Source organism: Paludisphaera mucosa, assembly GCF_029589435.1.
Taxonomy (GTDB): Bacteria; Planctomycetota; Planctomycetia; order Isosphaerales; family Isosphaeraceae; genus Paludisphaera; species Paludisphaera mucosa.
In genome coordinates, this window is record NZ_JARRAG010000002.1 from 2503049 (window position 1) to 2524274 (window position 21226).

Sequence of the window (21226 nt, forward strand, 5' to 3'; positions counted from 1 at the left end):
GTCCTGCCGGAGGGCACCTAGATCGCGTCCGGGGGATCCTCGCCCGGGCGGAGGTCGGCCAGTTGCTCGGCCAAAAGCCGCAAGCCGCGGTTCAACCGCCGCTTCACCGTGACCGCCGCGACGCCGAGCAACTGGGCGGCCTCCGCCTGCGTCATCCCCTGGATGCGCACCAGGTCGAAGACTTCCCGCTCGTCGGCCGGGAGCTGGTCGATCGCCCGGAGCATGCGGAGTCCGGCCGGGGTGAGCCCGGAGACGCTGCTGGCAGGCGCCGGCACGCCCCCCTCGTCCAGCGCCGCGACGGTCGGCTGATGATCTAAGCGTCGGGCCAGGTCATTGAGCTCCCAGCGGATGTGCTGATTGGCCAGCGCGAACAGTTGACGCACGGTCTGGGGCCGGGCCTCGCGCAAGGACTTGAGCAGCCGTTCCGCCACGGCGCCGAGCAACTCGTCGGCATCCAGGTTCGACGGCGGCCGCGTCAGGCGCGGGTAACTCCGGTGCAGCATCGTGCTGCAGAGCAGGTGCAGGCGGCGGACGGCCCGATCGAGCAGGGCCCGGACGACCGGCTCGGCGGGCGAATCTTCGCCCAGCTCGTCCAGGTAGCGCTGGACCACCACGGTGGTGTTCTCTTCGCTCATGGGGCAAGCCCTCGGCAGGCGCGATGTCGGTCTCATGCGAATTCTACTTCAGCAGGGTGTGCCCCCGCCACGCTCAGTATGACGGCGGGCAGAGATGAGATCGAGTCGGCACCAACGGCCGGAACGGTGTCTTTGAATACCGTTCCGGCACCCCCTCCGGATTGCGGTCGTTGCGGTGGGGCGGTGTGTGCCATGTGTCTGCACCGGAGGCATCCGGACGGCATGACGACGGGAGGCGAAGATGGACGGACCGAGGATCGCGGTGGAGCCGGGCGAGGGCCGTTCGGTCTGGCTCGGCGGCATGGGAGTCGTGTTCAAGGTCTCCGGGGCGGACACCGGCGGGGCCTTCGCCGTCGTGGAACACCCTATCGAGCCGGGGCGGCTCGTGCTGCCCCATGTCCACCTCCACGAGGACGAATACTCCTACGTCCTGGAGGGGACGATCGGCGCGCGGGTCGGAGACCGGGAGGTCGTCGCGGGGCCGGGCAGCTACCTGATCAAGCCCCGCGGACTGATGCACACGTTCTGGAACGCCGGCCCCGGCCCGGCGCGGCTGCTGGAAGTCATCTCCCCGGCCGGCTTCGAGGTTTACTTCACCGAGCTCGCCGAGGCCGGGGACCCGGACCGGAGGCAGGAGCTGGCGACAAAATACGGCGTAGCCTACTCCGCCGACTGGGTCGCCGAGCTGACCTCCAGGTACAACCTGAAGTTACTCGGCCACTGACTGAGACTGATGAAGGGGGACAGGAACGATGACACCGCGCATCCTGGCTTTCGCCGGCAGCCTCCGCAGGGAGTCCTTCAACAAGAAGCTCGTGCGCATCGCCGCGAACGCGGCCCGGGATGCCGGCGCCGAGGTCGCGCTGATCGACCTCGAGGACTACCCGCTACCGCTTTTCGACCAGGACCTCGAAGCCGAACAGGGGATGCCGGGGAACGGCGCGAAGCTCAAGCAGATCTTCATCGACCATGATGGCCTGCTGGTCGCCTCGCCCGAATACAACACCTCGATCACCGCAGACCTCAAGAACGCCATCGACTGGGTGTCGCGACCGGCTCCGTGCGAGCCGCCGCTGGCGGCCTTCCGGGGCAAGGTCGCCGCCCTGATGAGCGCCTCGCCGGGTGCCCTCGGGGGCCTGCGCGGGCTCGTGCACCTGCGGTCGATCCTCGGCAACATCGGCGTCGTCGTCCTGCCGGACCAGATCGCCGTGGCCAGGGCCCACGAGGCGTTCCGCGCCAACGGTTCTCTGACGGACCCCAAGCAGCAGGAGGGCATCGATACGCTCGGCAGGACGCTCGCCTCGTTCCTGATGAAAATCAAGGCGTAGGGGTGAGTCGTGGCTGAATCGGCATTTCAGCCGCCCCGGCGCCGCCTCGGTGCAAGGGCCCCGTCGATCGATCCCAAACATCGAGCCCGGACGCCCCTTTGAGCTGTGACACGAAGGAGATCCAATCATGAAGGTCATCGGAGCAGGCGGATGGATCGCTTCTCTCATGGTAGCCGTCGCCTCCACGGCGGTACGAGGCCAGCAGCCCGGCGCGACGGAGACGAGCTACCTGCCCGTCGCGGTCCGAGAATCCCCCCGAACCATCCAGTTGCGAATGGAGGCCGAGAAGCCGGCGGTCATGCGCCGCCAATTGGACCTCCTCCGCGATCGCTATGACCTGGAGGACCGGCCGGCGGCCGGCGTCACCATGTCCCGCGGCAAGCCGGTCCAGGGGGGCGTGCGGGTTAGACTGGCGGCAGGCACCACCTGGGACGCGCTCGTCGCGATGACTCCCGAGGAGATTCGTGACAAGGACCTTCTCCCGAGAGGCTTCTTGCCCCTGCCACACCCGAACCACCCGGAAGGGGGGATGGTCTTCCCTCGGTTCCACGTCGTCGAGATCAAGCGGCAGGAGGGCCGCGACCTCACCCGTTACGACCTGGATTTCGACCTGCCGGACCACTTCCTCCCCGAGTTCCCCGCACCCATCTATCTGACGACTCGGTCCGACCTCGGCGACGTCTCGCGGGGCAAGCTCGTCACGCTGGAGAACTACTTCGAGCTCTTCGACGGCGTCCTCAACCCCAAGCAGCTCGAGGGGCTGAGGCTGCTCGTCACCCCGTTCCCGCAGCAGCAGTTCAACGCGACCGAAGACCGACGCTCCGCCCAGCCGAGCCGGGGGGTCACCTGCTTCGACTGCCACGCCAACGGGCACTCGAATGGGGCGACGCACCTCGCCCCCGACGTGCGCCCCCAGTCCCATCGGCACAGGATCGACACCCCGACGCTGCGGGGCGTCCACATCGAACGCCTCTTCGGATCACAGCGGGCCCTGCGTAGCATCGAGGACTTCACCGAATTCGAGCAGGGCGGGGCCTATTTCGACGGGGATCATGTGATCGCCGCCAAGAAGGGTGTGAACCACCTCGACCGCTCCACGCAGGTCTCGTTCATGTCCGAGTTCCAGGAGCTACTCGACTTTCCGCCGGCCCCGAAGCTCGGGATCGACGGCAAGCTCGACCCGCGTAAGGCCACGCCCGAGGAGATGCGCGGGCAGGAGATCTTCTTCGGGAAGGCGAACTGTGCGAGCTGCCATTCCCCGCCCTATTACACCGACAACCTCATGCACAACCTGAAGACGGAGAGATTCTTCGAGTCGCGAGTGATCAACAACCACACCGCCGTCGGCGACGGGCCGATCAAGACCTTCCCTCTGCGCGGGATCAAGGACACGCCGCCGTACCTGCACGACGGCCGGCTGCTGACGCTGGAAGACACGGTCGAGTTCTTCAACCTGATCCTCGAGCTCAAGCTCAACGATCGGGAGAAGCGCGACCTCGTCGCCTTCATGCGGCAGCTCTGAGGCCGGCGGATCGGCGCTTACGGTCAGAGCCATCCAGGAGGGCATCGTCCACGTCCCGCACTGTGTCATGGTCCTGCCGGAGCACGTGACGCGTTCGTCTTTGGAATCACCATTTTTTCGGAGTCGAATCATGGCTGAAGTCATCGCGGGGATCCGGATCCCCGACAGCAAGCTGGCCCGGGAAGCGACCGATCTCGTGCGTGAGCACGGCAGCCCACTGCTCGTCGCCCACTCCCTGAGGGTCTACCTGTTCGGGGAAATCCAGGGCCGCCACCGGGGCTGGTCGATCGATCACGAGCTGTTCTACGTCGGGGCCATGTTCCACGACCTGGGGTTGACCGCGAGGTATCGCAGCCCCGACCACCGGTTCGAGGTCGACGGGGCGAATGCAGCCCGGGACTTTCTGCGAGCCAACGGCATCGATGAGGGATCGGCCGGAATCGTGTGGGACGCCATCGCCCTCCACACGACGCCGGAGATCCCCTGGCACAAGCGGCCGGAGATCGCACTCATGAACGGCGGGACCGCGGCGGACGTCGTCGGCCGTGGGCTCGACGAGATTTCGGCCGGCGACCGCGAGGCCGTCCTCGCCGCTTACCCGCGGGTCGACTTTGCGTGCGGAATCACTCGCACCTTCGTGGACGGCCTCGCGGACCGGCCCGCGACCGCATTCGGGACATTCAACGCCGACCTGCTGGAGCGGAACCTACCCGGCTACCACCGGCCGAACTTCTGCGACCTGATCGCCGCCAACCCGCTGGGAGGTTGACCGATACCAATCGGTGCGACCACGCCTCACGGCCCCGCCGAACCTCATACACGGATCTTCTTCGAAACCACCCACGCTCACCCAAACCGAGGCCACACATGTCCGAGATGATTGCCGGAATTCGGATCCCCGACAGCAAGCTGGCCCGCGAGGCGACCGGCCTGCTTCGGGAGCACGGCACGCCCTTGCTGCACGCTCATTCGATCAGGGTCTTCCTCTTCGGGTCGCTCCGCGGCCGCCATCGAGGGCTGCGAGTCGATCACGAGCTGCTCTACGTCGGGGCCGTGTTCCACGACTTCGGGCTCACCCCGAACTATCGGAGCCGGGACCATCGGTTCGAGGTGGACGGGGCCAACGCGGCCCGCGACTTCCTCCGGGCCAACGGCATCGATGACGAGTCGGCCGGGGTCGTGTGGGACGCGATCGCGCTGCACACGACCCCGGAGATCCCCTGGCACAAGCGCCCGGAGATCGCGCTGGTCACCGGCGGCGTCGAGGCCGACGTCCTCGGCGACGGGCTCGACGAGATCGCCGAGGAGGACCGGGCGAGCGTCCTCGCCGCGTACCCGCGGGTCGACTTCAAGGAGGGGATCGTCCGGGCGTTTGCGGAGGGCTTCGGTTACCGGCCGGAGACGGCGTTCGGGACCATGAACACGGACATCCTGGAGCGGACGCAGCCCGGCTATCGCCGGCCGAACTTCTGCGACCTGATCGCCGCCAACCCGCTGGGAGGGTGAGGACCCCGGAGACGGAGCATCCCCCGGATGTCTCTGCCGGCCGCGGTCAGGGACTAGCGGGGTGGTGTGACGTTTCCCGGTTCCGCCCATCCGGGCCGAGACCTTGGAGGTCCGGCGCATCCTCGTCGAGCACGACTCCGATCACGTCGAGGGCCGCCCACCCGCGAGCGCAGGGCGAGCCCCCGGCCCCACCGCGCACCGTCGCTGACCCGAATCGTCTCCTTCACATGACTTCGCACCTCCCGGAAGGACGAACCCATGGCCACACCGGACCCGATCCTCGTGCGCGTGACGACCGTGCTCGTGCAATCGCTCGGCGTCGACGAGGACGACGTCACGCCAGCCGCCTCCCTGCTCGGGGACCTTGGCGCAGAGTCGATCGACTTGCTCGACATCGTGTTCCGCCTGGAGCGCGAGTTCGGGTTCGCGATCCCGCGCGGGGAACTCTTCATCGAGCTCGCCTCGCCGGACGAGGCGGATTTCCTGCACGACGGCCGGGTGACCGTCGAGGGCCTCGCCGCCCTGCGTGCCCGGATGCCCTATGCCGACCTGAGCGGCCTGGAGCGGGACCGGCGGTTGGGCAGCGTTGCGGACCTGTTCACCGTCGACCTGCTCGTCCGCTACGTCGCCTGGAAGCTCAGGGTCGGTCGAGGCGCGGCCGTCGGCGTCCTGGCGGCGGCCAGAGTCTCCCGGAGCCCCCTCGATCGCCCGACGATCGTTGGGAATTGACGGACGCTTTCAAGGATGAGGGACCAACCCGGGGCACCGACACCCGGAGGGCCCTCAGTCGGTCACAGGCCAATTCCACTTCAGCAGGGTGTGCGCCCGCCGCGCTCAGAATGGAGTCCGGCAAAGAAGCGGGCGAGTCACCAACAATCGCAGGTTCGGTGTCCCATGTCACAACTGCTCGGGCACCGACCAAGGATAGGGGGGACGGGGACGATGACACCGCGGATTTTGGCCTTCGCCGGCAGCCTCCGGAGAGAGTCCGCCAGAGCTTCTTCTCACGAGACGCATGCGCGGTGGCTAACTTCGATTCCTCCCGCCTGCTGCGGTGGGGATGATCGCCGGTCCTCGCTCAACCGGGTGGACGTCTCGATCTCTTCCATACCCATCCACGCGGCCGGACGGCCGAGAAAGGACTTGTCGTGAAAGCGGCACGGTTACATGCCCGCGGCGGCCCGGAACTGCTGGTGTATGAGGATGCACCGCGGCCCGACCCGGCGGCCGGCGAGGCGCTAATCCGCGTTTACGCCGCCGGCATCACGCCGACGGAACTCACCTGGCCGGAGACCTACCGGACGCCCGACGGGCACGAGCGCCTCCCCACAATCCCGGGCCACGACGTCTCCGGCGTCGTGGAGGCGCTCGGCCCCGGCGTCTCGGAGGTCTCCCCCGGCGACGCCGTCTATGGCCTGGTCGCATTCCCGCGCGACGGCAGCGCCGCGGAGTACGTCGCCGTGCGGGCTGCGGACCTGGCACCCAAGCCGCCGACCCTCGACCACGTCCACGCCGCGGCGGTCCCCCTCTCGGCCCTCGCCGCCTGGCAGGCGCTCTTCGTCCACGCCGGCCTGGCGGCCGGGCAGCGGATCCTTATCCACGGCGCGGCCGGGGGCGTCGGCGCCTTCGCGGCCCAGCTCGCCCGCTGGCGGGGTGCCCACGTCAGCGCAACGGCCTCGGTGCGCCACCACGACTTCTTGCGCGAGCTGGGCGTCGAGGCGGCGATCGATTATCGGACGACCCGGTTCGAGGAGGTGCTCCGCGACGTGGACGTCGTGCTGGACACCATCGGCGGAGACACGATGGAACGCTCCTGGCGCGTCTTGCGGCGCGGCGGGACGCTCGTCTCCGTCGCGGCCCCACCCCCTCCCGAGCCGGCCCGGGACGCCGGTGTCCGCGGGATCTATTTCATCGTGGAGCCGAGCCGGGTCCAGCTCGTCGAAATCGCGCGGCTGCTCGACGCCGGCGAGGTCCGGCCGGTCCTGGACGCGGTGCTGCCGCTGGCCCGGGCGCGTGAGGCGTTCGAGCGGGGGCTGGCCGGGCACGTCCGGGGGAAGATCGTCCTCCGGGTTGACGAAACCGAGGCGATCCCCTGAAGGACGCTCGCCGCCCGCGCCGCGCCTCGAGCAAAGGGTTCTCCAGGAGGCATCCACCATGGTACGACCGGTCGTGACGACTGAGCAGACTGCCCAGCTCGAGCACGTGCGGGAACGGCCTCGCGATCCGGGCGTGACGCCCCCTGAGGCCGCCGGGCTCCGCTCCCGGCTGCTCTCTCTGCTCCTCGAGACGGAAGGCGGCGTATCGACGCCGATGGTCGGCCCCGAGAACGTCATGGCCGGACAGATCCCGAGCCAGGACGAGCCGCCGGGCCCCCTCCCCGAACTGTTGCGGAGCCGGCTCGGCAGCCGCTCGCGGGACGTCCTGGTGGCCCGCCGCGGCGGGGGCCTGGTCCTGAGCGGGCGCTGCCCCAGCTTCCACGCGAAGCAAGTCGTCCAGCACGAAGTGGCCGAGTTCTTCGGCCTCCCCGTCCTCTACAACGCGATCGATGTCCGCCAACCCTCATGAATCGGGCCCTGTCCGGGCTCCCGAGCACGCAAGCCCGGGTCGGCTTCGACCGGTCATGTAATTCTCCAGATTGACGTCGAAATCATTCCAACCCTCGCGGGAGTCAGCCATGAATCGGAAGTCGCTTGCGCTGGCAGTTTGCGCCGCCGTCGGGGCCGGCGGGATGGTATTGGCCCGGCACGACGAGAGGGGCAGGACCGAGGTGACCCGGCTCTCACGGCGGGACATCGTCGAGAAGCTGGACGGGAAGGATGCCACGGCGACCGTGGAGGAGGTGTCGATCGGACCAGGCGAACGGGTCCCCCCGCACCGCCACACCGGGCCGGTGTTCGGATACGTCTTGGACGGCGAGTATGAGCACGCCATCAACGCCGAGCCCGTGAAGACCTACAAGGCAGGCGACACGTTCTACGAGCCGTCCGGCTGCCTCCACCGGGTGACGAGGAATCCCAGCGCGAAGGCGAGGACGCGCCTCCTCGCGGTGATCCTGCACCCACGCGACGCCGAGAAGGTCACGGTCCCGGGGGAGGCCGCGAAGAAGGGCTGATCTGACGCCTCCGGGGGATGGCACGCCGGGCCGGCCATTCATCCCACGGCACGAGGTCTCCGGGAAGATGGCCCCCCCGGTGGGCGTCTCGGGCATCGGCGCCGGCGAACCCGTCGACGCGATGAACGACCGGTCCGGGCCTGGCTCGCCGACCAACTCCAAGGGGGAAAGTCAAGCCGTCGCGCTGGAGACGGATCGCTGAGCTGTTCGCCCGTGCGATCCGGATGGGGCCCGCCGGGATCGCGACCTGGCCCAAGCAGGCCTCCGGCGACGCCTTACAGCCGCAGGTCGGCCTCCTCAACGAGGACGAACGGGCGGAGAGACGGGCGGGCCAGAGGCCGCAGGAGCCGCCATGCCGAGGGCTCGAAGTGACGGCCACGCGGCCCGCGCCCGCGCCGGAGCGTTGTGGGTCTCACCGACACGATCGACTATGCACGGCCCGGATCGCTCGGCCGCCCCCGCGTGTTCACGCCGAGGACGGCGATCGCCGACGGCCGCGAGCCATTCGCGACGGCAGAGATCTCCCCGCTGGTTCGGACCCGGCTGTGGGCCCTGGCGATTCTCTACCTCGCGATCTTCGCGATCCTGCCCGGCTGGCGGTTCGCGGTCCATAGGGAGACCGACGGGACGACCTCGGTAGTCAACGCCCCGGCCGTCGTGGGGCTCGGCGCCGTCCTCGCCCTGCTCTCCGCCCGTCGACTCGATAAGTCGTCCCGGCTCAGGGCCGTGGAACTCGGCATGGCCGGGTTGATCGCCGGCGTATTGGGTGTGATCTACTACCGCGCGATGCTGCGGTCTTCGCTGCGGGGCGACGTGACGTCGGTGCAGCTCGTGATGAAGAACCTCGTGCTGTACGCCGCCGTCCTCATCGTCACCTTCGGGGTGGCCACCCCGAAGAGCGGCCTCCACGCGGCGCTGATCGTCGGCCCGCTGGCACTCCTGCCGTTCGCGATCCTGCTGGCCCTCTGCCTGGTCCATCCGGGAGCGATGGGGGGGCTGGCGCGCTTGACGATGCCCCTCGCCCAGCTCAGCTTCGACGCCCTGTTCCTCGCGATCCTGGCCGTCGGGTCCGCCTGCCAGGCCGGGGCGCTCCACCGCCCGCGACGGGAGGTCGCAGACGCCCGTCGGCTCGGGCCGTATCGCCTGCGTGAGCGGCTCGGCGCCGGCGGGATGGGCGAGGTCTACCTGGCCGAGCACCGGCTCCTCAAGCGCCCCTGCGCCATCAAGCTCATCCGGCCCGAGGCCGTGGCCGACCCGGGCGCCCGGGCCCGGTTCGAGCGCGAGGTCCAGATCACCGCGGCGATGACGCACCCGAACGTCGTCGAGGTCTACGACTACGGCCGGGCCGAGGACGGGGCCAACTACTACGTCATGGAGTACCTGCCGGGGCTGACCCTGAAGCAACTCGTCGAGCGGCACGGCCCCCTGCCGCCGGGTCGGGCGGTCCGCCTCCTGCGCCAGCTCTGCCAGGCCCTGCGCCTGGCCCACGCCGAGGGCCTGATCCACCGCGACATCAAGCCCTCAAACGTCATCGTCGCGGGCTCCGGGGGCCTCGAGGACCAGGCCAAGCTGCCCGACTTCGGCCTGGTCCTGCCGCCGGCGGGGTCTGGCGCGCCGGGGCTGACCCGGGAGGGCCAGGTGCTCGGGACGCCGCTGTTCATGTCGCCGGAGCAGGCGTCGGGCGACGGCCATGCGGTGGACGGGCGGAGCGACCTCTACGCGCTGGGGGCGGTGGCCTACTATCTGCTGACCGGCCGGCCGCCGTTCGAGGGAGATGATGGGATCGCAGTGGTGATCACGCACGCCCGCAACCCTGTGGAGCCGCCGTCGCGGGCCCGCCCCGACATCCCCGAGGACCTTGAGCGCGTCGTGCTGCGCTGCCCGGCCAAGGACCCGGACGAGCGCTACGCCCACGCCGCGGGCCTGGAGCGGGCCCTGGGCGAATGCGCCTGCTCCGGCGACTGGGGCCAGGAGCACGCCACACGGTGGTGGCGAGACGTCGACGCGAGCGACTCCCGGCCCATCAGGCCAAACAGCAGCTTCGCGCGCGATCTCTGACGATTCGCCAATCCTTGGGCCGGTATCGAGTCACCCTCTCCCGGGTTATCGCATCTCATCCTTAATGAATGCACGCCGTCGAAAGCTCAGGTTGGCGGGACCCGCACCCGCACATTTGAAAGTCATGTCCAGCCGGGAGATGGGCCGACTCTGAGGGCCGACTTCAGCGACGCGGAAGCTGGTCAGATGTCATCGGATGTCAGCGAGTCGCGGCAACGGAATTGTCCGTCCGCGGTCCGGCTCTCGGTTCTGCCTGTCCCGAAGCGACTAGCGGGTAAGCAGCGTCGTGTCTTTGTCCCCGGCCCCACCCTGGCGAGCTGGTCTCACCTGGCGTGCCGGTCTCCAACCGAGGTCGGATCCTACGCGCGTCGGTCCGCCAGGCCGTGTCCTCGTGCAACTCGCCCCAGCAGGAACCTTCTGCAGGCTCGGTTGCCCTCGCTGCGATTTTCACGATCGTTCCATACGCCATCGCCCGATTCAGAGGTCTGGAACTTACGTGATCGTGAGATTCCCCGTTCGGCGAACGGACCTCATGGATGGGGGCCGAGGAATGTCGACGACGTTCAGGTCGGCGGCCGAGAGCTATGCCCGCGCCAAGGGCTTATCCCGCGGGACGCGCAACGAGTACGCCTCGACCATCCGGAAGTGGGAGCGGTGGGGCGGCGCGGGGCCGATCGAGCAGCTGAGGCGTAAGGACGTCCGCGAGTTCCTCGACTGGGTCCACGAGCAGGCCGTCAATGACGAGGGGACCAACCCGGGTCGTACCGCAAACAAGGCCCGCGAGCACCTCAGGGCCGTGCTCTCCTGGGCCTGGGAGCAGGAGTTGATCGAGGTGCCGCCGCGATTCCCCGGTCCCAGGGACCAGCGCGACGTCGCCGGCCGCCACTACCTGACCAAGGCGGAGATGAACGCCCTCTACTTTGCGACCCATGCGATGGGCCGGCCCCGGGGCTGGGAAGCGCCCCTGTCGATCGGCCGTTACTGGCGGGCCGCCCTCGTCGTCTTCTTCAACTACGGAGTGGACACCGGGACCGTCTGGGAGTCGACGCCGGCCCACGAGCCGATCCTCTGGCGGCACGTCTCGTGGGACCGGGACTCGCCCGACCGCGAGGTCAAGGAGCGGTCGCCTTGGGGCTGGCTGTTCTACCGAAGGGTGAAGACGGGCAAGCCGTTTCACCGGCCGATGAACCGGGTGGTCCACGCGCACCTTCGGGACATCATGCCGATAGACTCGCAGCCGGCCGACCCGGTCTTCCTCGGCGGCGGGGCCCGGCCGAACGCCCGCTTCCAATCCCTGTGCAAGCTCGCCGGCATCAAGCCGAGGCTGGACGTCGAGACCGGCCGGGAGGAGCCGTGGGAGCTGAAGGACCTCCGCAAGACGTGCGCGACGTACCACGACGAGCACGTGCCCGAGTCGTCGGTGGAGATCCTGGGCCACTCGATCGGCGGGATCACCTATCGCCACTACGCCCACCGGGCGCCGCTGGCGTTCCGGGCGATCATCACGCTGCCGCAGCCGACGGCGTTCCAGGCGTTGGTCAAGGGAAGCGGCAGCGAGTGCCCGTGCTGCCGCCGAAGATACGCCGATGCCGGTTGAATCGGGCGACCACGCCGAGGCGAGCCGAGCTGTTTCCTGGAGAGGGACGATCCTTCGGGCCCTCCGCCAAGGGCGCAGGGCTGAAGGGTCCGTCTTCCGCGCCCGATCAGAGACGAGAGGGGGCGGGTCGGTCGGCTCGCTCGGATGGAAACCATCGACGGGGAGCCGGTTTTGTAGGATCGTTGACATTCCCGATGGCTCCTGAGAAGTTGAGCCGACCAGGGTCGGAGCGACTCCTCGGAGGCGACCGGCCGGGTCACGACCCAGAGCAGGATCGAGACGGTCTCGCGATCCCGGGCTGTCCAGTTCGATCAGGGCCGGGCCCGCGCCGAGGGCCGATCGCTTCGGTCGCCCCTGAGGCCTGGCATGTGAGTTCAATGCGGTTTCCGTCCGTCGCAACCGACGGCCGATCGATGATCCGGGAGTGCTGATCGATGCTCGGGGATGTGGACGAGGGCATGCGGGAGCAGCTGGTCGAACTGGAAGCCGCCAATGAGGCCCTGAGGAGGGAGGTCGATCGGAGCCGGCGAGACGAGGAGGGCCTGCGTCTCGGCGAGCGGCGCTACCGTTCCCTGGTCGAGGCCACCACGGCCATCGTGTGGAACACGCCGGCCTCGGGCGAGTTCGAGGTCGAGCAGCCCCGCTGGAGCGACTTCACGGGCCAGCCCTTCGAGCAGCTCAGGGGATGGGGCTGGCTCGACGCGGTCCACCCCGTCGACCGGCCGAATACGGCGCGCGTGTGGTCGGAGGCGGTCGCCGGCCGGTCCCTGTACCATGTCGAGCACCGCTTGCGCCGGCACGACGGCGCGTACCGGAACATGCTGGTCCGCGCCGTGCCCATCGTCGACGATCGCGGCTCGATCCGCGAATGGGTGGGCGTGCACGCCGACGTCACGGCCCAGAAGGAGGCCGAGACGACGCTGCGCGAGGCGAAGGCGCTGGCCGAGGCCGCCGACCGGGCCAAGAGCGACTTCCTCGCCAACATGTCGCACGAGATCCGCACGCCGATGAACGGCATCCTCGGCATGACCGAGTTGGCCCTCGACACCGACCTGACCCCGGAGCAACGGCGCTACCTGGAGCTGGTGAAGAGCTCGGCGGACTCGCTGCTGACCATCGTGAACGACATCTTGGACTTCTCCAAGATCGAGGCGGGGAAGGTCGAGCTGGAAACGATCCCTTTCTCGCTGCGCGACCGGCTGGGGGACGTGCTGAAGTCCCTCGCCCTCCGGGCGCACGCGAAGGGCCTGGAACTGGCCTGCGACGTCGCCGCCGAGGTCCCCGACGCCCTGGCGGGCGACCCCGGGCGCCTGGGCCAGGTCCTCATGAATCTGGTGGGCAACGCCATCAAGTTCACGGCGAGCGGCGAGGTGGTCCTGTCCGTCCGCCCGACTGATCGGGCAGCCGCGACCGGCGAGCTCGTCGATCTGTCGTTCGCGGTGTCGGACACGGGCCCCGGCATCCCCCCGGACGAGGGATGCCGACTCTTCCAGCCCTTCACCCAGGCGGACGCATCGACGACGCGACGGTTCGGCGGCACAGGCCTGGGGCTGACCATCGCGAAGCGGATCGTGGAGCTCATGGGCGGCCGCATCTGGTTCGAGAGCGAGCCCGGCAGAGGCAGCGTCTTCCGCTTCACCGCCCGCCTGGCCCTCCGGCGGGCGGGGACGCAGGAGGCCGACCCCGACCCCGCCGGCCTCCGCGGCCTGGGCGTGCTGGTCGTGGACGACAACGCCACCAACCGCATGGTGCTCCACGAAATCCTGACGCGTTGGGGCATGAGGCCCGTACTGGCCGATGGCGCGGAGGATGCGCTCGCGGCCATGCGCAGGGCGGCCGAGTCGGGGGCGCCGTTCACCCTGGTCCTGTCCGACGTGATGATGCCGGGGGTCGACGGCTACCGGTTCGCCGAGCAGGTACGGCGGAGACCGGACCTGGCCGGGGCGGCGCTGATCTTGCTGTCGTCCGCCGACCGGCGGCATGACGCCGCTCGTTGCCGGCAGATGGGAATAGCCGCCTGCCTCACCAAGCCGGTCAAGCAGTCGGAGCTCCTGGACGCCATCATCAAGGCCCTCGACGGGTCGCCGGACGGCGCGACCGCGGGGCCGATCGGGCGTGATCGCCGCCCGAGGCCGGGCCCGGCCTCGCGACCGGGCGCCTTGTCGATCTTGCTCGTCGAAGACAATGCCACCAACCGGCTCCTGGCCGAGACGTTGTTGGAGAGGTGGGGCCACACCGTGGCGACGGCCCGCAACGGCAAGGAGGCGCTGGCCGCCCTGGCGGAGCGGTCGTTCCAGGTGGTGCTGATGGACGTCCAGATGCCCGAGATGGACGGCTTCGAGGCGACGGCCCACATCCGCGACCGCGAGAAAGGGACCGGGGGGCACGTCCCCATCGTGGCCATGACGGCCCATGCTATGAAGGGCGACCGCGAGCGCTGCCTCGAAGCCGGCATGGACGGCTACGTCACCAAGCCGATCCGGTCCGAAGAGCTGTACCTGGCCCTGGCCTCGTTCGCGCCGGCCGACGTCCTAGATCCCCGAGGGCCGGAGGCGGGCCGTCCGGTCGCCCCCGCCGAGGCCGGAGCCGAACTCCTCCCCGCGGGGACGCCGGCCGGCGTGGTGGACGGGACGGCCCTCCTGGCCCGGGTCGGCGGCCGGGAGGACCGGCTGCGGACGATCATCCAGGTCTTCCGGGACGAGTCGGCGGGGCTCATGGCCGAACTGCGGGCGGCCATCGCGGGCGGCCAGGCCACGGGGCTGAAGCTGGCGGCCCATTCGCTCAAGGGCGCGGTCGGCCTCTTCGGGGCGCCGGCCGTCGTGGAGAACGCCCAGAGGTTGGAATCGCTCGGCCAGGCCGGTGAGCTGACGGGCGCGATGGAGCTGTACGGTCGGTTGGAAGAAGAGATCCGGAAGCTGAATGCGGCTCTTGCGGGCGTGCTGTCCGCTTTGCCCGCGCCCTTCCAGCAGCCTCGCCCTTGAGTCGGCGGTCGCCCCACGTCTATGCCGAGCCATGGCCGGCGGGATCGGGCCGCAGCCGGCGAGGTCGTCGTCGACGTCCCGCACGACTCGCGACTCGTCTCGGATCAACGATCCGCCGGACCACCCTCGTCGACCTGGCCCGGCGCCCGGCGGTGCTTGACGAGGGTGATCTCGTTGCCCTTCTCGTTGAACCGGACCTCGTCCATCAGCGTACGGATCAGCATCACGCCGCGGCCCCCGATGCGGCAGAGATTCGCCGGGTCGCTCGGGTCCGGGAGCGTCGAAGGGTCGAAGCCCGGTCCCTCGTCGCGGATCGTGAAGGTCGCCTCGGAGCGCGTCAGGCCGACGTCGATCCGGACCCGTCGCTCGCGATAGGGCGACTGCTCGCGGCGCTCCCGCCCGAGACTGTGGTAGACCCGTTCGTCGTCCTGACGCAGCTCGGAGTCGAGTTCCAGGTTGCCGTGATCGATCGCGTTGACGATCGCCTCGCGCAGCGCCACCGCCAGGCGGATAAGCTCGGCCCGGCCGCACAAGCCCATCTCGAAGACGGCCCCTTCGAGGCGTCGCACCAGCGGCGCGACGAGCGACTCGTCGTTCGGGAGGGTGAATCGGGATCGCGCCTCGTCGAGGCTGTCGCTGATCCGTTCCTGCCCGGGGGCGGGCGCGGCCATTGAAACGACCTGATGGACGACCCGGGCGAGGTCCCGGGCGAGGTCCCGCTTGGGGACGTAGCTGGCCGCCCCGCAGCGCAAGGCGCGCGCCGCGACCTCCTCGCTGCCGTGCGCCGTGATGAGGACGACCGGGACGATCGGGTATCTTCCCCGGACGGCCTCGACCAGGGCTAATCCGTCCATGCGGGGCATCTGCAGGTCGGTCACCACGAGGTCCGGGAGGCCCTCCTGCAGCGAGGCCAGGGCGGCGTAGCCGTCGCCGGCGAGGTCGACGTCGACCCCGGCATCCTCCAGCAGGAATCGGATCTCCGCCGCCTGAGTGGGGCTGTCCTCGACGACGAGCACGCGCGCCATCTTCGGCCTCCTCCGGGAATCGGTCGGTGCCGGGATAGCCCGGATTCGCTACGTCCATACGGGACGCGTAGTTGGTTTTGAGGCCTATTATACTGGCCTCGTACCGCCAGTCGACCCGGTAGTGCATCACGCCCCGTCGGACGCGGGTTCGGAAGTCGCTCGCCGACCTGCGGCGCGAGCAGTTGCGCGCTTCGGTCCGGCATACGAATGGCACGTAGATTTCCGTAAGCTTTACGCCGAGAGCAGGATGGGAATCTGCCGGCGATCCGGCTCCGATGGGTAAGGGATTCATCCTCCACCATTCCGGGGCCGAGCGATGCGACTACCCTCCAACGGTCACCTCCGCCATCAGGTCGACGCCCTTCGCCGCCAGTTCCTCCAGGAGGGCGGCCTCCCGTTCACCGACGTCCTCACCGCCGACTGCCTCCAAGAGGCCCTCCGCGAGATCAAGGCGACTTGGAAGGACCGGATCTACACCCCGCTGGTGACGCTCTGGGTCTTCCTCGGCCAGGCCCTCAACGCCGACCACTCCTGCCGCGCCGCCGTCGCGCGGCTGGTCGCCGATCGCGCCGCGCGGGGGTTGCCGCCCTGCAGCTCCGAGACCGGGGCGTACTGCCAGGCGAGGAAGCGACTGCCCGAGGGCTTCTTCTCCGCCGTGGCCCGCCGGGTAGGGCAGTCGCTGGACGCCCGGGTCGATCGGCGGTGGCTCTGGAAGGGCCGCCGCGTCTGCCTCTTCGACGGCTCGACGGTCTCCATGCCCGACACGGCGGAGAACCGCCGCGAGTACCCTCTGGCCTACAACCAGGTCCCCGGGACGAGCTTCGCCCCGGCTCGCATCGGGGCGATCATCTCGCTGTCCTGCGGCGCGATCCTCGACCTGGGCGTCTGCCGCTATGCCGGCAAGGGCCAGGGCGAGGTCAGCCTGCTGCGGCGCCTGTGGGACGTGCTCCGCCCCGGCGACGTGCTGCTGGGCGACCGCCTGATGTCGGGCTGGGTCGGCATGCACTTGCTGAAGGAACGCGGGGTGGACACCGTCAGCCGCCTCTCGGCTCATCGCCGGGCCGACTTCCGCAAGGGGGCCCGCCTGGGCAAGGACGACCACCTAGTCGTCTGGAAGAAGCCGACCTCGATCCGCTCGGTGGACCGGAAGACCTACAACGAGCTGCCCGGCTCGATCACCGTGCGCGAGACCCGCTTCCGCGTCGTTCAGCCGGGGTTCCGGACGCGGTCGATCGTGGTGGTGACGACATTGCTGGACCCGGCGCAGGCGAGCCGGGAGGAACTGGCCGGGCTGTACCGGGCCCGGTGGAATAACGAGCTCGACCTGAGGTCGATCAAGATCACGCTCCAGATGGACAGGTTGCGCTGCAAGACCCCGGAACTTGTTCGCAAGGAGATCTGGGCCCACGTCCTGGCGTACAACCTGATCCGCACGGTCATGGCCCAGGCGGCGGCCGGCGTGGGGGTGGCGCCGCGTTCGATCAGCTTCAAGGCGTCGCTGCAGGTGCTGGAGGCGTTCCGGCCGCAGCTCGCCGACCCGGCCGGCCGCGGCGCGGGCCGGCTTGCGGCGCTCTACGAGCGATTGCTGCGGGCCATCGCCGTGCACCGGGTCGGCGACCGACCCGACCGGTTCGAGCCCCGCATGACCAAGAAGGGGCCGAGGGGGTATGAAGAGCTGAAGCGACCGCGGAAGGAGATCAAGCTCCAGATCCTCAAACGAGCTAGCAAAATCTAAGTGCCATTCGTCCGGCATACCGGCGCATTCTCGGGCTCATCCTGGCCGGATGCGAAATCCTGCCTGGGCTGCTCCGTGGCAGGCCCCCGATCATGCGAGGTTTTCGGTCCAGGAATCGAGGTTCAGCTGGTTGGCCGTCGTCACACCTGCCCTGCCCCTTACCATAAAGACGGCAATTCGTCGGTTCAATTCCGGCAGCCCCGGAGTCGAGCCCACCGGGCTCGAGCGGCGCCTTGACGGAAGGGGAGCAGGCCATGGCGATCACGCTCAACCACAGGACCACGAAAGACGCGGTCGACAAGCTCCTCGCCGAGGGTTTCAAGGCAGGGCCGAGAGGCGACGTCTGGGTGTCGAAATACCTCGATTCCATGGGTGAGATGGGCAGGCATCTGCTCGAACTGAATCTTGAGCTTAATGAGGACGAACTGGAAGCTTTCTGGATAGACGCCTCCATCGAAATCATGAACGAGGACAAGGAGTGGGTGAAGTGCCCCTTCGACGGGCTCGACACTCTCCACTGGTACGAGATACCGCCCGAGTTGGTGAATGAATCCGCGACGGTCCGAGCCGTGTCACACGAGGAGGTGGCGGAGATCGCGTGCGAGATGGGTTGTGATTGAATCGCTCGTCAGGCTCGCTTCGCCGGAGCGGCTTGCCTCCGGCTGCCGGCCAGCATGTCCCATGTAACAACGACCGCCAGACCACATTATCTCGTCGAGGGTCGCATCGCGGCCTGAGGTCCTGCCGTTCCAGGTACGCGTGATCCTCGTTCAACACTCGCGATGGACCGGGCCGACGAAACCGGCGCTCGGTCAGACCGGATGCTGGCGTGACAGGGCTTTTCGCGATTCATGCGCCCCATGCGGTCGGATTGAATCGTTCGTGGGGCGAGGCCTGGATTCCTACGTCCGTCGGGCCGACCGCAGGATCGTGAGCCTCTCCGGCTCGCTCCTCAACAGCGCCCAAAACGCCGCTCGTCGACCAGACCCGCGACAGGCCGGCCGGCCCAACTCGGCCGCGAGTCGCGCCCTGGACGGATCACCGACGGGGTGACGGCGCGCGGCGCCTCCCTGCGGCCGAACTCTCGGTTCGGCCCGATCGACTCGCGGGCCCGGGCTCGGTCGCGGCGTGATCGATCGCCGACCGACCGCTCCATACGGCGATCAGGTAGCCCCGCGCCGTCGCGTCGGAACCTTCCGCTTTGAGGGCGGTCGAGTCGACGACGATCTTGCTCTCGGTTAGGGCTGCGACGGCCGTCGGGACGGCCGAGTCGATCGAGAGGACGGTCCGCCCGTCGCCGCGGAGTGGACGCCTCGGACCTCCTCGGGCATGTTCAAGGTCGCGGCGATCCGAGGCGTCGCCATGCAGGCCGACGGCCCCCCCGAACATGGCGACGACGACCGTCGCCTCGACGTCCCGAGGGTCCACGCCGAACGGCTCGTCCGGATGACGACGGTCGCCCAGGCCGAGGCGGACGCGCGGATCGCCCGGCCATCTCGTCGCCATCGGAAGAGTTGCATGCCGATGCTCGGCCGCGGGGGGGCGTCTTCATCTCCACGCGGCCTTGCCGAGCCTTCGTGCATCGACGGCTAAAAGGAGAGGGAGTGCCCAGCCGCGGCCGAAGCCGCGGCTGGCGCGATCTCTTCGATCACCGGCCTCGGGGGCGGAGGCGGATGTCGCCCTTGGCGACGCCGGCCGCCGCCAGAGCCGCGGCGGCCAGCAGGAAGGCGTGCCAGCTTCCGGCCGCGGCCCCGACGAAGATGGCGATGAGCAGGCAGCCGTTGACGTAGGCGACGTTCAGCTTGTTGCGGGCGTTCAAGGGCGGTCGCCTCCCGGCTGGAGTTTTCTCGGCGGTGCGGAGGACGGCGTCCGCAGCTCGGCGATCAGTCGGCTCGCCTCGACGACGGAGAGGGCCTCGGGGCCGTCGACGCCGAACCGCTCCGAGACGAGCCCTGAGAGGTCGAGGCTCCTACGGTCGCAGGCGGCCCGGAGGGCGCGGAGCTGCGAGACGGTGGCGGGCCGAATGCGTCGCCCGCGGCGGGCTTCGGGACGAGCGACGGCGCCGTCCTCCCGGCGTCGGTCCAGCTCCTCCTGCACCGCGCCGGCGCAGGCGGCGAAGGCGGCGCGGGCCCTCCGATCGAACGCCCCGGCCGCGGCGTGAGGGTCGGGGTCGGGCAGCTCGACCTCCAGGCCGCAGGTCGCGCCGAACGACCCGTAGTCAGCCAGGCCGATCTTCTTGCTGTATCCAATCGTCAGCTTCATGGCGGTGAAGGCCCCCCGGATGATATATCAAAATCGGTGAATGAGTTGGTCGGTCGAGCCGGGGCTACCCCCGGCGATTTCATGGAGCCGCGGCTCCTTGATGGAGCGGAGGGTCGAGGCGACGAGCCTGGACCGCCTCCGGTCGCGACGCAGGGCTGCGATCAGGCGGCCCGTGCGCGACCGGGCGTCGGCGAGGGCTCTGTGGAGCGCCTCGGCCTCCTGGAGCGCGGAGGCGACGCCGGCCGAGCCTTCCGGGGCGGGCTCAGGTACGGGGGCCGGGGCAGGTTCGCACGTGAGGGGAGCCGACCTCCTCTTCTCGGTCCGATCCGCCCCGGCGGGCTCGACGACCACGGCGTCGTCGGACGGGCCGATCGCCGACTCCTTCGACAGCGGCTGCCAGGCGAACGACCTGAGGCCGTCGCGGCAGAGCGCGGGGGCGTCCGGGCCGAAGAGGCGGACCTCGTCGAAGCCGAGTCGCAAAGCCCTCGCCAGGTACTCGCGGTTCGTGTGCAGCCGGACCGGCTCGCCGGCGCAGCGCGAGCGGGCCAGGACCAGCTCGGTCGTCGGCCCCCCGCCGGACGCGCGGGCCCGCACGGCGACGCGGCCGTTGCAGTCGAGCGTCGCGGGCGCGTGCGGATCGTCGCCGCCGGGGAGGCGGTCGATCGCGGCGGCCAGGAACGCGGCGTCGCCCGGGTCGATCGCCAGCCGGGTCGAGGCCGAACCCGGGTCGGGGACGGCGTGCTCGACGTGCGGGAATCGGGCGTCGGCCTGGATCGCCGGGTGCAGCGTCCAGGCCCCGGCCCTCAGCACGACGTGTGACCCCGTCCGGCCGATCGCGACGGGGGCGTCGCGCGGCAGGGCCTTGGACGCGAAGAGCGGGACGGCGCGTACGAGGAGGTCGTCGTCCCAGGGCAGGCCGAAGCCCCCCTGGACCAGGACCTGCCGGCCGTCGGTGGCGATCACCTCCGAGGTCGAGCCCCGCAGCAGGATGCAGTCGAGGGCGTGGCGGGCCGACCGCTCTCCGGCCGTCTGGGCGGCCTCGGACAGGGCCTCCAGGAGGCCGGGTGGACGCTCGACGAGGTCGGCGGGCACCTCCGGGAAGGCTTGCTTCGCGACGTCCGGGACGGCGTACTCGCGGGACTGCGGGACGCCCCGGTCGTCCCAGTGCGCGGTCGAGCGTCCGGGCGAGGGGGACTCCAGGGTCACCGGCGATTCGTCGCGGCCTTCAAAGTCGGCCAGGGCCTCCATCGGGATCATGACCGACCCGTCGGCCCGGCCGTCGCCCTCCAGGAGGCATTCGACGGCCAGGTGGTCGAAGTGCAGTCGGACGAGCAGGCCGCCCGTCGGGGCCGCCTGGAGGGTGACCGGGGGGGCCGGGCCGTTGCGGGCGAGGCCCAGGGTGCGGCGGCGGAGGACGGCCCGCAGGCGGCGGGCCTCGCGACGGGTCAGGACGATCATAGCGGTC

General features: G+C 69.6%; 19 protein-coding genes. 14 read left to right on the forward strand and 5 right to left on the reverse strand.

The features are described 5' to 3' along the window. Positions 1 to 17: 17 nt before the first annotated feature. A complete protein-coding gene (locus PZE19_RS19220) occupies positions 18 to 635 on the reverse strand; it encodes a sigma-70 family RNA polymerase sigma factor (RefSeq protein ID WP_277862233.1) in 618 nt (205 codons plus the stop codon). Between the two features lie 241 nt (positions 636 to 876). On the opposite strand from PZE19_RS19220, the gene PZE19_RS19225 reads away from it, so the two are divergent. From PZE19_RS19225 to PZE19_RS19280, 12 genes are all read left to right on the forward strand, one after another. After that, a complete protein-coding gene (locus PZE19_RS19225; protein WP_277862234.1) occupies positions 877 to 1359 on the forward strand; it encodes a cupin domain-containing protein in 483 nt (160 codons plus the stop codon). Positions 1360 to 1387: 28 nt separating this feature from the next. After that, positions 1388 to 1963, forward strand: a complete 576-nt coding sequence (locus tag PZE19_RS19230) for an NADPH-dependent FMN reductase (RefSeq protein ID WP_277862235.1) — start codon at positions 1388 to 1390, stop codon at positions 1961 to 1963. A 166-nt stretch (positions 1964 to 2129) separates the two neighbouring features. Further along, complete coding sequence (locus tag PZE19_RS19235; protein ID WP_277862236.1) at positions 2130 to 3485, forward strand: cytochrome B6; 1356 nt, start codon at positions 2130 to 2132, stop codon at positions 3483 to 3485. A 130-nt stretch (positions 3486 to 3615) separates the two neighbouring features. After that, entirely contained in the window at positions 3616 to 4254 is a 639-nt protein-coding gene (locus tag PZE19_RS19240) for an HD domain-containing protein (protein WP_277862237.1), read from the forward strand. Positions 4255 to 4352: 98 nt separating this feature from the next. Further along, positions 4353 to 4991, forward strand: a complete 639-nt coding sequence (locus tag PZE19_RS19245) for an HD domain-containing protein (RefSeq protein WP_277862238.1) — start codon at positions 4353 to 4355, stop codon at positions 4989 to 4991. A 258-nt stretch (positions 4992 to 5249) separates the two neighbouring features. Continuing rightward, positions 5250 to 5720: an acyl carrier protein gene (locus PZE19_RS19250; RefSeq protein ID WP_277862239.1), complete on the forward strand. Its 471-nt coding sequence runs from the start codon at positions 5250 to 5252 to the stop codon at positions 5718 to 5720. 419 nt (positions 5721 to 6139) lie between these two features. Next, on the forward strand, positions 6140 to 7087 hold the full coding sequence (locus tag PZE19_RS19255; RefSeq protein WP_277862240.1) for an NADP-dependent oxidoreductase: 948 nt from the start codon (positions 6140 to 6142) through the stop codon (positions 7085 to 7087). 58 nt (positions 7088 to 7145) lie between these two features. Next, a complete protein-coding gene (locus tag PZE19_RS19260) occupies positions 7146 to 7556 on the forward strand; it encodes a hypothetical protein (RefSeq protein ID WP_277862241.1) in 411 nt (136 codons plus the stop codon). 109 nt (positions 7557 to 7665) lie between these two features. Then, entirely contained in the window at positions 7666 to 8103 is a 438-nt protein-coding gene (locus tag PZE19_RS19265) for a cupin domain-containing protein (protein ID WP_277862242.1), read from the forward strand. Between the two features lie 1170 nt (positions 8104 to 9273). Continuing rightward, entirely contained in the window at positions 9274 to 10161 is an 888-nt protein-coding gene (locus tag PZE19_RS19270) for a serine/threonine-protein kinase (RefSeq protein WP_277864371.1), read from the forward strand. 550 nt (positions 10162 to 10711) lie between these two features. Then, a complete protein-coding gene (locus tag PZE19_RS19275; RefSeq protein WP_277862243.1) occupies positions 10712 to 11758 on the forward strand; it encodes a tyrosine-type recombinase/integrase in 1047 nt (348 codons plus the stop codon). Between the two features lie 458 nt (positions 11759 to 12216). Then, complete coding sequence (locus PZE19_RS19280) at positions 12217 to 14739, forward strand: PAS domain-containing hybrid sensor histidine kinase/response regulator (RefSeq protein ID WP_277862244.1); 2523 nt, start codon at positions 12217 to 12219, stop codon at positions 14737 to 14739. A gap of 104 nt (positions 14740 to 14843) precedes the next feature. On the opposite strand, the gene PZE19_RS19285 is transcribed toward PZE19_RS19280, so the two are convergent. Beyond that, positions 14844 to 15764: a response regulator gene (locus tag PZE19_RS19285; RefSeq protein ID WP_277862245.1), complete on the reverse strand. Its 921-nt coding sequence runs from the start codon at positions 15762 to 15764 to the stop codon at positions 14844 to 14846. 316 nt (positions 15765 to 16080) lie between these two features. Here PZE19_RS19285 and PZE19_RS19290 point away from each other — a divergent pair, with 316 nt between their 5' ends. Continuing rightward, positions 16081 to 17499, forward strand: a complete 1419-nt coding sequence (locus PZE19_RS19290; protein ID WP_277862227.1) for an IS4 family transposase — start codon at positions 16081 to 16083, stop codon at positions 17497 to 17499. A gap of 254 nt (positions 17500 to 17753) precedes the next feature. After that, positions 17754 to 18119, forward strand: a complete 366-nt coding sequence (locus tag PZE19_RS19295) for a hypothetical protein (RefSeq protein ID WP_277862246.1) — start codon at positions 17754 to 17756, stop codon at positions 18117 to 18119. Between the two features lie 1028 nt (positions 18120 to 19147). Here the strand turns inward: PZE19_RS19295 and PZE19_RS19300 are convergent. From PZE19_RS19300 to PZE19_RS19310, 3 genes are read right to left on the reverse strand one after another with little or no spacing between them, the layout of a single operon-like run. Continuing rightward, positions 19148 to 19318: a hypothetical protein gene (locus tag PZE19_RS19300; RefSeq protein ID WP_277862247.1), complete on the reverse strand. Its 171-nt coding sequence runs from the start codon at positions 19316 to 19318 to the stop codon at positions 19148 to 19150. After that, positions 19315 to 19761 (reverse strand): hypothetical protein, encoded by a 447-nt coding sequence (locus PZE19_RS19305; RefSeq protein ID WP_277862248.1) that lies wholly within the window; start codon positions 19759 to 19761, stop codon positions 19315 to 19317. The genes PZE19_RS19300 and PZE19_RS19305 overlap by 4 nt, the downstream gene beginning before the upstream one ends. 27 nt (positions 19762 to 19788) lie before the next feature. Beyond that, a complete protein-coding gene (locus PZE19_RS19310; RefSeq protein WP_277862249.1) occupies positions 19789 to 21219 on the reverse strand; it encodes a hypothetical protein in 1431 nt (476 codons plus the stop codon). Between the last annotated feature and the right edge of the window lie 7 nt (positions 21220 to 21226).

Coding starts and splice junctions, on each gene's coding strand:
- PZE19_RS19220 (WP_277862233.1), bottom strand. CDS start 635: ATGAGCGAAGAGAACACCACCGTGGTGGTCCAGCGCTACCTGGACGAG.
- PZE19_RS19225 (WP_277862234.1), top strand. CDS start 877: ATGGACGGACCGAGGATCGCGGTGGAGCCGGGCGAGGGCCGTTCGGTC.
- PZE19_RS19230 (WP_277862235.1), top strand. CDS start 1,388: ATGACACCGCGCATCCTGGCTTTCGCCGGCAGCCTCCGCAGGGAGTCC.
- PZE19_RS19235 (WP_277862236.1), top strand. CDS start 2,130: ATGGTAGCCGTCGCCTCCACGGCGGTACGAGGCCAGCAGCCCGGCGCG.
- PZE19_RS19240 (WP_277862237.1), top strand. CDS start 3,616: ATGGCTGAAGTCATCGCGGGGATCCGGATCCCCGACAGCAAGCTGGCC.
- PZE19_RS19245 (WP_277862238.1), top strand. CDS start 4,353: ATGTCCGAGATGATTGCCGGAATTCGGATCCCCGACAGCAAGCTGGCC.
- PZE19_RS19250 (WP_277862239.1), top strand. CDS start 5,250: ATGGCCACACCGGACCCGATCCTCGTGCGCGTGACGACCGTGCTCGTG.
- PZE19_RS19260 (WP_277862241.1), top strand. CDS start 7,146: ATGGTACGACCGGTCGTGACGACTGAGCAGACTGCCCAGCTCGAGCAC.
- PZE19_RS19265 (WP_277862242.1), top strand. CDS start 7,666: ATGAATCGGAAGTCGCTTGCGCTGGCAGTTTGCGCCGCCGTCGGGGCC.
- PZE19_RS19270 (WP_277864371.1), top strand. CDS start 9,274: ATGGGCGAGGTCTACCTGGCCGAGCACCGGCTCCTCAAGCGCCCCTGC.
- PZE19_RS19275 (WP_277862243.1), top strand. CDS start 10,712: ATGTCGACGACGTTCAGGTCGGCGGCCGAGAGCTATGCCCGCGCCAAG.
- PZE19_RS19280 (WP_277862244.1), top strand. CDS start 12,217: ATGCGGGAGCAGCTGGTCGAACTGGAAGCCGCCAATGAGGCCCTGAGG.
- PZE19_RS19285 (WP_277862245.1), bottom strand. CDS start 15,764: ATGGCGCGCGTGCTCGTCGTCGAGGACAGCCCCACTCAGGCGGCGGAG.
- PZE19_RS19290 (WP_277862227.1), top strand. CDS start 16,081: ATGCGACTACCCTCCAACGGTCACCTCCGCCATCAGGTCGACGCCCTT.
- PZE19_RS19295 (WP_277862246.1), top strand. CDS start 17,754: ATGGCGATCACGCTCAACCACAGGACCACGAAAGACGCGGTCGACAAG.
- PZE19_RS19305 (WP_277862248.1), bottom strand. CDS start 19,761: ATGAAGCTGACGATTGGATACAGCAAGAAGATCGGCCTGGCTGACTAC.
- PZE19_RS19310 (WP_277862249.1), bottom strand. CDS start 21,219: ATGATCGTCCTGACCCGTCGCGAGGCCCGCCGCCTGCGGGCCGTCCTC.